Origin of the sequence: Anoxybacillus ayderensis, from assembly GCF_013761015.1 — a bacterium.
Taxonomy (GTDB): Bacteria; Bacillota; Bacilli; order Bacillales; family Anoxybacillaceae; genus Anoxybacillus; species Anoxybacillus ayderensis.
In genome coordinates this window covers 89,971-102,619 of sequence record NZ_JACDUV010000001.1, presented here as the reverse complement: position 1 = coordinate 102,619, position 12,649 = coordinate 89,971, and the positions used below count along the sequence as shown (strand labels likewise).

At 43.4% G+C, this 12,649-nt stretch carries 15 protein-coding genes; 6 read left to right on the top strand and 9 right to left on the bottom strand.

Annotated features, from left to right (window positions below):
- Positions 1 to 71: 71 nt before the first annotated feature.
- Both speB and speE read right to left on the bottom strand, forming a co-directional pair.
- Positions 72 to 944, bottom strand: a complete 873-nt coding sequence (gene speB, locus HNR63_RS00530; RefSeq protein WP_181519450.1) for an agmatinase — start codon at positions 942 to 944, stop codon at positions 72 to 74.
- Between the two features lie 12 nt (positions 945 to 956).
- Complete coding sequence (gene speE / locus HNR63_RS00525; protein ID WP_009360997.1) at positions 957 to 1,784, bottom strand: polyamine aminopropyltransferase; 828 nt, start codon at positions 1,782 to 1,784, stop codon at positions 957 to 959.
- Between the two features lie 175 nt (positions 1,785 to 1,959).
- Here speE and HNR63_RS00520 point away from each other — a divergent pair, with 175 nt between their 5' ends.
- Entirely contained in the window at positions 1,960 to 4,011 is a 2,052-nt protein-coding gene (locus HNR63_RS00520; protein WP_181519449.1) for a transglycosylase domain-containing protein, read from the top strand.
- 138 nt (positions 4,012 to 4,149) lie between these two features.
- Here HNR63_RS00520 and HNR63_RS00515 read toward each other — a convergent pair whose 3' ends face one another.
- Both HNR63_RS00515 and HNR63_RS00510 read right to left on the bottom strand, forming a co-directional pair.
- Positions 4,150 to 4,656 (bottom strand): YwhD family protein, encoded by a 507-nt coding sequence (locus HNR63_RS00515; protein WP_085788611.1) that lies wholly within the window; start codon positions 4,654 to 4,656, stop codon positions 4,150 to 4,152.
- Between the two features lie 17 nt (positions 4,657 to 4,673).
- Complete coding sequence (locus HNR63_RS00510) at positions 4,674 to 5,342, bottom strand: site-2 protease family protein (protein WP_021094348.1); 669 nt, start codon at positions 5,340 to 5,342, stop codon at positions 4,674 to 4,676.
- Positions 5,343 to 5,473: 131 nt separating this feature from the next.
- Between HNR63_RS00510 and HNR63_RS00505 the strand changes: the two genes are divergently transcribed.
- Positions 5,474 to 5,662, top strand: a complete 189-nt coding sequence (locus tag HNR63_RS00505; protein ID WP_003397075.1) for a 2-hydroxymuconate tautomerase — start codon at positions 5,474 to 5,476, stop codon at positions 5,660 to 5,662.
- Between the two features lie 10 nt (positions 5,663 to 5,672).
- Here HNR63_RS00505 and HNR63_RS00500 read toward each other — a convergent pair whose 3' ends face one another.
- The 3 genes from HNR63_RS00500 to HNR63_RS00490 all read right to left on the bottom strand — a co-directional run bounded on the left by HNR63_RS00500 (position 5,673) and on the right by HNR63_RS00490 (position 7,869).
- The gene (locus HNR63_RS00500; protein ID WP_181519448.1) at positions 5,673 to 6,185 is read right to left on the bottom strand and encodes a YwgA family protein; all 513 of its coding nucleotides are present in this window, start codon (positions 6,183 to 6,185) and stop codon (positions 5,673 to 5,675) included.
- A 12-nt stretch (positions 6,186 to 6,197) separates the two neighbouring features.
- Positions 6,198 to 7,520: an HD domain-containing protein gene (locus tag HNR63_RS00495; RefSeq protein WP_181519447.1), complete on the bottom strand. Its 1,323-nt coding sequence runs from the start codon at positions 7,518 to 7,520 to the stop codon at positions 6,198 to 6,200.
- Between the two features lie 124 nt (positions 7,521 to 7,644).
- Positions 7,645 to 7,869, bottom strand: coding sequence for a YuzB family protein (locus tag HNR63_RS00490; protein ID WP_181519446.1), 225 nt, complete (start codon positions 7,867 to 7,869; stop codon positions 7,645 to 7,647).
- A gap of 145 nt (positions 7,870 to 8,014) precedes the next feature.
- Here HNR63_RS00490 and HNR63_RS00485 point away from each other — a divergent pair, with 145 nt between their 5' ends.
- Entirely contained in the window at positions 8,015 to 8,686 is a 672-nt protein-coding gene (locus HNR63_RS00485) for an RsfA family transcriptional regulator (protein WP_009361003.1), read from the top strand.
- A gap of 25 nt (positions 8,687 to 8,711) precedes the next feature.
- Here HNR63_RS00485 and lipL read toward each other — a convergent pair whose 3' ends face one another.
- Together lipL and pta are read right to left on the bottom strand one after the other, a co-directional pair.
- Positions 8,712 to 9,536: an octanoyl-[GcvH]:protein N-octanoyltransferase gene (gene lipL / locus HNR63_RS00480; RefSeq protein WP_181519445.1), complete on the bottom strand. Its 825-nt coding sequence runs from the start codon at positions 9,534 to 9,536 to the stop codon at positions 8,712 to 8,714.
- Positions 9,536 to 10,519, bottom strand: a complete 984-nt coding sequence (pta, locus tag HNR63_RS00475; RefSeq protein WP_021094354.1) for a phosphate acetyltransferase — start codon at positions 10,517 to 10,519, stop codon at positions 9,536 to 9,538. The genes lipL and pta overlap by 1 nt, the downstream gene beginning before the upstream one ends.
- A 197-nt stretch (positions 10,520 to 10,716) precedes the next feature.
- Between pta and HNR63_RS00470 the strand changes: the two genes are divergently transcribed.
- From HNR63_RS00470 to HNR63_RS00460, 3 genes are all read left to right on the top strand, one after another.
- Entirely contained in the window at positions 10,717 to 11,280 is a 564-nt protein-coding gene (locus tag HNR63_RS00470) for a YqaA family protein (RefSeq protein WP_181519444.1), read from the top strand.
- Between the two features lie 67 nt (positions 11,281 to 11,347).
- Positions 11,348 to 12,094, top strand: a complete 747-nt coding sequence (hemQ, locus tag HNR63_RS00465; protein ID WP_009361007.1) for a hydrogen peroxide-dependent heme synthase — start codon at positions 11,348 to 11,350, stop codon at positions 12,092 to 12,094.
- 122 nt (positions 12,095 to 12,216) lie between these two features.
- Entirely contained in the window at positions 12,217 to 12,639 is a 423-nt protein-coding gene (locus HNR63_RS00460) for a cell wall hydrolase (protein ID WP_181519443.1), read from the top strand.
- The last annotated feature ends 10 nt before the right edge of the window (positions 12,640 to 12,649 follow it).

Here is a 12,649-nt window from a genome sequence, read left to right as displayed (position 1 = left end):
CTTTCAATGTATGACGTTGGCAATACTTTTATGAAAAAAAATCCCTGTCGCGCAGACAGAGATTTTCGTCTTTATTTCACCCAACCGAGAAGCATTTCGCGTACGAGTTTGCTTGCTGTGTTGGCTGTTTGTTCAGAATGGTCATATACCGGCGCAACTTCGACTAAATCTGCCCCGACAACGCGCACGTCGGAACGAGCGATCGCGTGAATCGCAGCTAATAGTTCTTTTGACGTAATGCCGCCAGCATCAACTGTTCCCGTTCCCGGCGCATGCGCTGGATCCAATACGTCAATATCGATCGTGACATATACCGGACGACCTGCAAGCGTCGGAAGCACTTCTTTTAACGGTTCAAGCACGTCAAATTTCGCAATGTACATCCCGTTTTGTTTCGCCCACTCAAATTCTTCTTTCATTCCTGAACGAATGCCGAAAGAATATACGTTTTTCGGCCCAATGAGTTCCGCAATTTTACGAATTGGCGTAGAATGCGACAACGGCTCACCTTCATAATGCTCGCGCAAATCCGTATGCGCATCCATATGAATAATCGCTAAATCAGGATACTTTTTATATACCGCCTTCATCACCGGCCACGACACTAAATGCTCTCCGCCAAGACCGAGTGGAAATTTCCCGGCTTCCAATATGCGATCGACAAACTGTTCAATCATATCTAAACTGCGTTGCGCATTACCGAACGGTAAAGGAATGTCACCCGCATCAAAATATTTCACTTCATCGAGCTCACGGTCTAAATATGGGCTGTATTCCTCAAGCCCGATCGACACTTCGCGAATACGCGCTGGGCCGAAGCGAGAGCCAGGACGATAGCTAACTGTCCAGTCCATTGGCATCCCATAAATAACCGCTTGACTTTCTTCAAAATTTGGATGGCTTTTAATAAATACGTTGCCAGAATACGTTTCATCAAATCGCATCGTTTTCTCCCCTTACTTCACTAAGTCTTCAACAAATTTCGGCAATACGAAGCACGCTTTATGAAGCTGTTTTGTATAGTATTTCGTTTCAATGTCGTGGAAGCGCTCTTCGCTCACTTCAAGCGGATCATATTTTTTCGAACCGAGTGTAAACGTCCACATGCCGCTCGGATACGTTGGAATGTTTGCGATATATAGACGTGTAATCGGGAAAATTTCGCGCACATCGCGTTGAACAGTGCGAATTAAATCCGCTTTAAACCACGGATTGTCTGTTTGCGCGACAAAAATGCCGTCTTCTTTTAACGCTTTCGCAATGCCTGCATAAAACCCTTTTGTAAATAGATTAACCGCTGGACCGACTGGCTCTGTCGAGTCAACCATGATGACGTCGTATTCGTTTTCGCTTTGCGCAATGTGCATAAAACCGTCGTCCACTTTCACTTCAACACGTGGATCGTCTAATTGCCCAGCGATTTCTGGCAAATACTTTTTCGAATACTCGATAACTTTTCCGTCAATTTCAACAAGCGTCGCTTTTTTCACGCTCGGATGCTTTAACACCTCGCGAATGACGCCGCCGTCTCCACCGCCAACAACAAGAACGTTTTCTGGATTCGGATGCGTAAATAGCGGAACGTGCGCAACCATTTCATGATAGACGAACTCATCTTTTTGCGTTGTCATCACCATTCCGTCTAAAATAAGCATGTTCCCGAATTCTTCTGTTTCGACCATATCGAGCTTTTGGAATTCCGTTTGCTCTGTATGTAAAGTGCGTTTAATTCGTGCTGTAATCCCAAAGTTGTCCGTCTGTTTTTCAGTAAACCAAAGTTCCATATTGAACACCCTTTCGTCAATAATGCACCGCTTATCATGCCCAAAAAATAAAATGCTAAACATGAAAAAGTATAGAGCAATCTAGCAAAATTTCAAGTAAAAATTGCTAGAAAACGTTTAAAAAAATAAAAATGTTTTCATACTAATTTTAAACGTAAAAAATGAGGTGATGGCTATGGAGATGATTGCCATCGAACGATGGAAACGAACGTTTAAATATATGCGGCTATTTCTTTGGCTCGCTTTTATTAGCAGCTTATTATGCACGCTCACGATCGCAGGGCTCATTATATTTGCCAAATGGCAAGGTCCTCCCCCTTTAGCCGTTCCGCAATCAACGATTTTTTATGCAGAAGATGGCACAAAAATTGGCGAAAACCATTACGGCGGAAAAAGATATTGGATTAAATTATCCGACATGTCGCAACATGCCATTGATGCAACGATTGCGATAGAAGACCGAAAATTTTTTGACCATTACGGGTTCGATTTGAAACGAATTGCCGGGGCGATCATCGCAGATATTAAAGCAATGGCGAAAGTGCAAGGGGCAAGCACGATTACGCAACAATATGCACGCAATTTATTTTTAAGCTACGAAAAGACGTGGTGGCGCAAAATACAAGAAGCGCTATATACGATTCGACTAGAAGCAAACTACGAGAAAAATGACATTTTAGAAGGGTATTTAAATACGATTTACTACGGACATGGCGTATACGGAATTGAGGCAGCCGCAAATTTTTATTTCGGAAAATCCGCCCGTGAATTGACGGTGGCGGAAGCGGCGATGCTTGCCGGCATTCCGAAAGGACCGAGCTACTATTCTCCGCTTGTCGATATGGAGCGCGCAAAAAAGCGCCAGCGCATCGTTTTGCAAGCGATGGTTGAGACGAATGTTTTGTCAAAAGAAGAAGCAAAACAAGCTGCGAACGAGCCGCTTCATTTCTCAAACGGCGAGCAAATGAAAACAAAAACAATTGCCCCATATTTCCAAGACGCCGTTAAACATATGTTAAAAACGGTGCTTGGGCTCGATGAAGAAACGATTGAAATGGGCGGATTGCGCGTATACACAACGCTCGATATCAACATGCAAGCAATCGCAGAGGAAAAAATAAAAGAAACGATTCATTCGCAATCAAACATTCAAGTAGCCCTTGTCGCGATGGAGCCAAAAACAGGCGAAGTAAAGGCGCTCGTCGGAGGACGAGACTATGAAAAAAGTCCATTTAATCGCGCGACACAAGCAGAACGCCAACCCGGCTCAACGTTTAAGCCGTTTTTATATTATGTCGCCCTCCAACACGGATTTACACCATCGACGCTATTGCGCAGCGAGGCAACGACGTTTACGCTAGAAGACGGCTCGACGTATACACCGCGCAACTTTAACAACTACTACGCGAACGATACGATTACGCTTGCCCAAGCCATTGCCCTTTCAGATAACGTATACGCCGTAAAAACGCATTTGTTACTCGGACAAGAAAAACTCGTTTCCATCGCAAAACAACTCGGCATTACAAGCAAACTAAAACAAGTGCCGTCGCTTGCCCTCGGCACATCGCCCGTTAAAGTTATTGATATGGCGCGCGCCTACAGCACGATCGCCAACGGCGGAAAAAAAGTCGAGCCGATATTTATAAAAAAAGTGACAAACTACGAAGGAAAAGTGCTATACGAACAACGGCGAAGCGATGAACAAATACTCGACCCAGCGCTTGCTTTTGTGACGACGCACTTAATGACAGGCATGTTTGACCCAACGTTAAACGACTATGCTTCTGTGACAGGACAATCGATCATTTCCCGCATGACTCGCCCGTATGCTGGAAAATCAGGGACGACGAAAACAGATAGTTGGATGATCGGTTATACGCCGCAGCTCGTCACAGCCGTTTGGACGGGATATGACCGCGATGAAACGATTGATCGCACAGATGAAAAACAATACGCGAAGCATATTTGGGTCAATTTTATGGAGGATAGTTTACGCGCAAGAAAGGTCGCGACATTCGAACCGCCAGAAGGAGTCGTTGGCGTATATGTCGATCCTCATAGCGGCAAACTTGCGACAACCGCTTGTCCGACAAAGCGATTGACATATTACGTCGTCGGCACCGAACCGACCGACTACTGCAAAGACCACCCAGCTGAAAAGAAAAAGAAGAAAAAACAAAAAGAAAAAGATTCGTGGTTTAAACGGCTGTTCGATTGGTTTTAAACATAAACGCCCAAGCTCATATGCTTGGGCGTTTATGTGTCCTAGTTTTATCATGTGTTACATTTGTACCTTTAGTTTACTCCTTTTCCCACTCAACGACAAGTATAGACCTGTTTTCGTTCACAAAACCGTCACATTTTATCCATGATTTTGAAGTTGTCGTTTTAACTCCTCGCTCGAACGGTCCCACATGTCGCGGTTATGCTGCTGTAAAAATGAAACTAATACTTCTTTTGACCGCTCATCCATATGGTCAACAATAATATGGCGCTTTAACGATTTGTCCATGCGATTGACGTGCTCAGGAAGCGATTTATACCCGCGGCGCGCTTCGCGATCAACCGTCATTTCGCACGCTGTTACCCCCGCATAATACGCCCCTTCCTCCGCCTGATCGACCGTCACCCATACGAGCCAATACGGCTTGCCGTTTGGTACTTCATCGCGGTTTGGCGTAAATTTAATTCCTTTTTCAACGGAGCTGCGCGCATGCATCGCTCCCATATCAATAAACGCCTCGCCAGCTTCGACATCAATAATGACTGGCGAAACGTTCGCGAGACTGAGTACCCCTGTCCCGAACGTTCCGTGCACTTTCGGCTCTTTTTTAATAATATTAAACATCGGCTTTTTTTTCTCTTCCACGATCGTTCATCCTTTCATTATAAAATAAGCGTTGAAAATATACTTTGTAGCCATTGAGCAACGGATGGAATGGCGATTTGAAAAATCGGCTGAATTGTATATCGATCTAACGGCGTAAAAATAAGAATTAAAAAGATGAGCGCCCCGTAATTTTCAAATTGCGTCATTTTCGCGCGCACATGCATCGGCGCCAAGTCTTCGACGATGCGATATCCATCAAGCGGTGGAAACGGCAATAAGTTAAAAACGAACAATAAAATATTCAGTCCGATATAAATTTCAAAAAACTGATACAATCCGTCACGAAACCATATCGGAATAAAATCAAATACACCGATGCGAATCATCGCATACCATAAAGCGAAACCGATAGCCGCAAGCAACAAGTTGCTGAGCGGACCGGCGACAGAAACGAGAATGCCGGCTAAACGCGGGTGACGAAAATAACCGCGATTCACGGGTACCGGACGCGCCCAACCAAATCCGGCAATGAAAATAAGCAACGTTCCTAATATGTCTAAATGAGCAAGCGGCGACAACGTTAGCCTCCCTTGTTGTTTCGCTGTCGGGTCACCAAATTTATACGCTACGTATGCATGCGCAAACTCATGGACAGAAAACGCAATCGCAAGCGCCAATACGACATACGGTATTTCTCGAATTGGATATGCTAAAAATTGGTCCACGTTCCTTCTCCTTTTCAAACTTTTTTCATTTTTTGATTATTATACACGAAAAACGGGCGGAAGCACTACTGACAACGGTCGATGCGTGATATAATAACAGTTGTCGAATAAAGGAGAAAGGGGCGATGGCGATGCCATATGTAACAGTAAAAATGCTTGAAGGTCGCACAGAAGAACAAAAACGAGCGCTCGTGGAAAAAGTAACAGAAGCTGTTGCGGAAACAACAGGTGCACCAAAAGAAAAAATCGTCGTTTTTATTGAAGAAATGTCTAAAAATCATTATGCCATTGGCGGAAAGCGATTAAGCGACGAAAGCTGACAGGGGGCTGTCAGCTTTTTATGTACGCTTGTTCGCGTAACTGCTCGATATAACGATACGCTTCTTCTATTTCTTCTTCCGTATATCGTTGTTTACTTTTTAATGTAAATACTTTTTCTTTCACTTCATCTTTACTTAAATCTTCAAAGTATAGAATCGTAGAAACGAGCTCTAAAAATCTCGCGCTTTGTTCATTTAAACTGCGCAAACAAACATCTAAATCAGGCATGTCCAAATTGTAATGCGTTAAAAATTGCTCCCCTGCTTCCGTCAACGCATAACGATATTGATAATACCCACCTTTTTTCTCTTTCATTTCTTGCACAAAGCCGACGTTACATAGCTCTTCTATGCGCAAAGTCAACTCTTCCGAATACGGACCGTAAAAATGAAAATCAAATTTTTCGTAAAAAGGAAAGTTCATTTTTTTCGCAATGTAAATCATTTTTTGTAGCTTCTTTCGTCCAACAATTTCCCCGACTGCCGCTAACGCTTTCAACATTTTCGCATGCTCGAAAAGCAACGTCCCCATCTCCTATTCATATAAAAGTTGTTTTATTTTTTTCTTCACGTTTCGTTTTGTCGATAAGTCGTCAAGAAAATCTTGTGGAAAATATAGTTTATGATCGGTGCGACGTTTGCCTGAAATCGCATCAACGATCGTCGATTCCCGCGACAATTCGCGCAACTCCCCGCTCGGCATTAACAAATAAATCGGAAGCCTTTCCTCCTCTTCCCCCGGACGATAAAAGTCGTACGGAAGATCCGATGAGGAGTCAACGACTAAATAATAATCCGGATCAATGCCCGCTTTTTTAAACAACGTCGTCAGTTCCATCAACTTTTTCATTTCTTCATTCGTCGGTTGAAATTCGACGTATTTAAATAAATTGCGATTCATAAAACGGCGGCATAAATCGCTTAAAATCGCATCTCGTTCCTCTTGCCATTGTTGAAAATAAAATAATGTCACCGCCTCATCTAACTTTAAGTAGTCTTCTAGTTGCGAGTGTCCATGAAAAAGAGATTGGAAGTGAACAGGAGGTGTTTGAAATGTATAGCCTGTCAAATACAAATGTTTCGCACGATGCAAAATTTTCGTCAAAATGACTTCTGCACTGCGCGTCACGGGATGGAAATACACTTGCCAATACATTTGGTATCGGCTCATAATGTAGTCTTCTACTGCGTGCATGCCGCTTCGTTTAATGACGACTTGCTCCTCGCGTGGACGCATCACACGCAAAATGCGTTCCATATCAAAATGCCCGTAGCTGACGCCTGTATAATATGCATCGCGCAATAAATAGTCCATGCGATCCGCGTCGATTTGACTTGAAATAAGACTAACGACGAGCTTATTTTCATACGTCTTCGCAATGACTTCCGCAACCTTTTTCGGAAAGTCTAACGATACACGACGAAGTACCGCGTTTACTTCTGTATCGCCTAAAATAATCGCGCGCGTAAATTGTTCATGGTCAAGATGAAACACTTTTTCAAACGAATGGGAAAAAGGTCCATGTCCTAAATCATGCAAAAGCGCAGCACATAAACAAAGCAGCCGCTCGTTTTCATCCCAATCCGCACGACCAGCGAACACATCGTCAACGATGCGGCGCACGATCTCATATACGCCAAGCGAATGGTTAAAGCGGCTATGTTCCGCACCGTGAAACGTCAAATACGTCGTACCGAGCTGTTTAATGCGACGCAACCGTTGAAATTCTTTTGTACCAATTAAATCCCAAATGACTTTATCACGCACATGCACATACCGATGCACCGGATCTTTGAACACTTTCTCTTCGCTCAATTTTTCGTTGGGATACAATCGTTCTCCCTCTCTTCCGTTCATAACATAGCTTTATTATAGAGCGTTCTTTTAAAAAAACAAAGACTTCCTTCAATGATATGCACTAAAATCAAACAAAAAAGGCATTCCTTTCTCATAGAATGCCCCTTGATCGGTGACAGCCACCTTATTTTTTCAACTTCGCAGCAATTTTTTCGATTAACTCTTCTTCCGTCATCGCTGATACAGGTCGATTGTTGACGAACGCAAATACTTTTTTTCGACCTGGACCGCAATACGATTGGCAGCCAATTTCGATTGTTGCGTTCGGATCTAATTTTTTTAACCTTGGCAACAACGTTTTTAAATTCGTTGCTTGACAGTCGTCACAGACGCGAAATTCATTTTGCATACCGTCCTCACTCCTTTTCGCTAACGAGTATTCTAACGCGTATACGCGAACAATGCAAGCTGCATCTATTTCCTTTGAAAAATAGTATATATTTCTCGTTTTTTGGTGATTATGAAAGTAAAAGAATGCGAAAGGGGTTTTTTTCATGACAAAAAAACGACAAGATGCTTGGACTGAAGAAGAAGATTTATTGTTAGCTGAAACGGTGTTGCGCCACGTGCGCGAAGGGAGCACGCAATTAAATGCGTTTGAAGAAGTAGGCGATAAATTGAATCGTACGTCAGCGGCATGCGGGTTTCGCTGGAATGCGGTCGTTCGCCAACAATATGAAGAATCGTTACAAATGGCGAAAAAGTTCCGAAAACAACGGCAGCGTGCCCTTGGAAATAAACACGCATTGCGAAAGCGGCCGCTTTATACACCACCTGTTCCTTCGCTTGAAGAGTTAGGAATGGAACCGTTAGAAGTGCAAGCAAATGAATATGAACATGTCGAAACAAATCATTTAACGCTTGACCATGTTATTGCTTTTTTACACTCTTTAAAACAATCGTATATCGGACAAGAAACAGCGCTAGTGGAAAATAAACAACTGAAGATTGAGCTCGAACAACTACAACAACAATATAAACAACTAGAACAACAATTTACAAAACTTCAAAAAGAAAATGAAGAATTACGCGAGGATTACGGAACGATGGCACGCATCATTAACCGTGCAAGACAAATGGAAATTTCAGAGGATGAGTTTAAACCACCTATTTTCAAAATGGATCGTAACGGAAACTTAGAAAAAATCGAAAAGATTGCCGAGTAAAAAGCTGTCGCATCGGACAGCTTTTTTATTTCGGCAACATCGTCTCGTTTCGATCAATCATACGTTGAAAATACATGTTATACCGCTCCCATTCTTTTGGGGTGAGCGACGATGGCTCGAGCCTACTTCCAAGCGATTGGAGCGCTTCGTATAGGCGAATGATAAGCGTAGAAACTGTCATTTCTTTGCAGAGTAATTCACTAAGCGACGCCATCGTATGTGGAACAATCGTCGGATACGTAAACTTCGTTTGTTCTCCCGCAAGCGCGCGCTCATAAAACTGACGAATCCACTCCGCTCGTGTTGCGCCGCTTCCGTTTGCACATATATACACTTGCACAGCGACACCGCCTCGAATGCGGCGCTGTGAAATGCCCGCAAACTTTTTTCCATCAATGCTTAAATCAAAACTTCCTGGACAATACGAGCCAATAACTTCCCCCGCTTGCACGTGCGCTTCTGGCAACATGCGCGCAATGAGCGCGGCCATTGCCTCATACCCACGATCAATGTCAATTCCTTTTTTTGTATCAGGAAAAATAAGTGAAACGTTTAAAACCCCTTCATCTAATACGACCGCCAACCCACCAGAGTTGCGAACGATCGTACGCCAACCGTGCTCATGTAAGTAGGCGAGTCCTTTTTCAATGTACGGCAATTTCGTATCTTGAATGCCAAGCACAACGGTCTGATGATGGACCCATAAGCGAACGATCGGATGCGATTCACCGTTTCCAACCGATTCGCAAAGCGCATCATCAAACGCAAATGACTGCTTCGCATCAAACGATGGCCCAAGGGTTGTGTGGTCAATTATTCGCCACGTTTGTTGTCGCAACAATTCGCTCATTATTCCATCGCCGCAAGCGCCTGCGCTGCTGTGATGAGTGATAGCTTGTACACATCTTCGGCGTTACATCCGCGCGATAAATCGTTCACCGGTTGATTTAGTCCTTGTAAAATTGGACCGACCGCTTCAAAATTGCCGAGACGTTGTGCAATTTTATATCCGATATTTCCCGCTTCTAAGCTTGGGAAAATAAAGACGTTCGCATCGCCTTGAATGACAGAGTCTGGCGCTTTCTTTTTCGCCACAGACGGAACGAATGCGGCATCAAATTGAAACTCGCCATCGAGCGTTAACTCTGGGGCCATTTCTTTTGCGATGCGCACCGCTTCAATCACTTTTTCTGTTTCTGGCGATTTCGCCGATCCTTTCGTGGAGAAGCTAAGCATCGCTACACGTGGCTCAATATCAAACATTTTCGCTGTTTGTGCGCTCTCAATAGCGATTTCCGCTAAATCTTGGCTATCTGGAGCGATGTTAATGGCGCAATCAGCAAATACGTATTTCTCATCGCCGCGCACCATAATGAACACGCCAGACGTTTTGCGAATACCTGGCTTTGTTTTAATAATTTGTAACGCAGGGCGAACTGTATCCGCTGTCGAATGCGCGGCACCGCTCACAAGCCCATGCGCTTTCCCCATATACACAAGCATCGTACCGAAGTAATTTTCATCAAGTAAAATGTTGCGCGCATCTTCTTCCGTCACTTTTCCTTTGCGACGTTCAATAAACGCGGCAACCATTTCCTCCATTCCTTCGTACGTACGTGGATCGATGATTTCTACTTTCCCAAGCGTCAAACCAAGCTCTTTCGCTTTCTGGACGACAGCTTCTTGCTCGCCGATGACAATCGGATGCAATACATTTTCTGCCGCTAGACGTCCGACCGCTGTCAAAATACGTTCATCTAGTCCTTCCGGAAACACGATCGTTACATTTTTTCCTGCCACCTTTTGTTTTAAGGCTGCAAATAAATCACTCACGAAATGTTCCTCCTTAGTTTAAAAAAATTCGTCTATCTATTAGAATACTCTTATTGAGACGAAAAGCAATGAATTACACCATAAACGAAAATAGTCTTTTTTTTATAACAATTCTGTTTTTTATCTTGAGTGATATATAGCCTAAAAAGTGATATATTTGTTAAGGAACATGTACAAATAAAGGAGCGTTATTATATATGTCACAATGGATTCATCATATTGAACAATGGTTGCTTGAATTTGGCGTCATCGGTCTCGTTATCGTTTCGTTTACAGAATCTTCATTTTTTCCGATTCCGCCTGATGTGTTATTAATTCCGTTAAGCATTGCCCAGCCGGAGAAAGCGTTATGGTTTTCCTTTTTAACAACGGTCGCTTCCGTATTCGGTGCGCTGCTTGGATGGTACATTGGGAAAAAATTCGGCAGACCGATTTTGCGTTATTTTATCTCTGATGAAAAGATGGATAAAGTAGAACAATATTTTCAACAATACGGGGCAATGGCGATCGTTATCGCTGGTTTCACCCCGATTCCGTATAAAGTGTTCACTATTTTCTCCGGAATTTCTAACGTCAACATTCGCACGTTGCTTTTTTGGTCGTTCATCGGTCGTGGGGCGCGCTTTTTCGCAGAAGGGCTTATTATTTTCATGTTAGGCGCTCAAGCGAAAACATTTATTGAACAACATTTTACAACGATCACAATCGTTGGTGGCATTGTCATTATCATTGCTTTTCTTATTTACAAACGGTTCAAATAGTGCGTTTGGCATAAACGAAACACATATGATACAATTTCGGTAGTACATAACAAAAGGAGTGTTGGACATGAGCGAAGCAGCACAAACGCTAGACGGTTGGTATTGTCTGCATGATTTCCGCACGGTTGATTGGGCGGCTTGGAAAACGCTCACAAATGAAGAGCGCCAAGAAGCAATACAAGAGTTTTTCACATTAGTGGAAAAATGGGAAAAAACAGAAGCGGCAAATGAAGGCAGCCATGCGATTTACACCATTATGGGGCAAAAAGCAGATTTGATGTTCATGCTTTTACGTCCAACGATGGAAGAGCTTCATGAAATTGAAACGGCAATCAATAAAACAAAGCTCGCTGAATATCTCGTACCTGCTTATTCATACGTCTCTGTCGTTGAATTAAGCAACTACTTGCCAGCAGAAGCAGGCGACCCGTACGAAAATCCAGAAGTGCGTCGCCGTTTATATCCGATCTTACCGAAAACAAACCATGTTTGCTTTTATCCGATGGACAAGCGCCGTCAAGGAAACGACAACTGGTACATGCTTCCGATGGAAGAGCGTCGCAATTTAATGCGTGCACACGGCATGACGGGAAGAAAATATGCTGGAAAAGTCGTACAAATCATTACCGGTTCGGTCGGCTTTGATGACTATGAATGGGGCGTCACGCTCTTTTCAAATGATGTACTTCAATTTAAAAAGCTTGTGTACGAAATGCGTTTCGATGAAGTGAGCGCACGTTTTGGTGAATTCGGCTCTTTCTTCGTCGGCAACATTTTACCGAAAGAAAAAATGGAACAGTTTTTACATGTGTAGGCCTCCGATTTGGAGGTCTTTTTTTATCATCTCTTTCATACATATAACAATGACGACTTTCCTCACATTTTCGTATGTCTCATCATAGGCTAATAGCGATTTTCATAAAGTGAGGTGAAGGGATGGCTGTTATTGCGTATACAGAAGAAGATGTCAAATTGCTTGCCCGTCTTATGCGCGCAGAGGCAGAGGAAGACGGACAGCTCGGTATGTTGATGGTTGGAAACGTTGGAGTGAACCGTGTGCGCGCAAACTGTTTAGACTTTGAAGGGCTTCGTACCATTCGTCAAATGGTATTTCAAAGCCCTGGAGGATTTGAAGCAGTACAAAAAGGGTATTTTTATCAACGGGCGCGTGAAGAAGACATTCGTCTTGCCCGCCGCGTCATCCGCGGGGAACGTTTTCATCCCGCAACGAATTCGCTTTGGTTTTTCCGGCCAGATGGCAGTTGCCCACCGCAATGGTTTAATCAATGGAATGCCGGACGTTTTAAGGCACATTGTTTTTATGCACCGACGAGTTCTAATTGTCCACGCGTATATTAAAAGGAGGGGT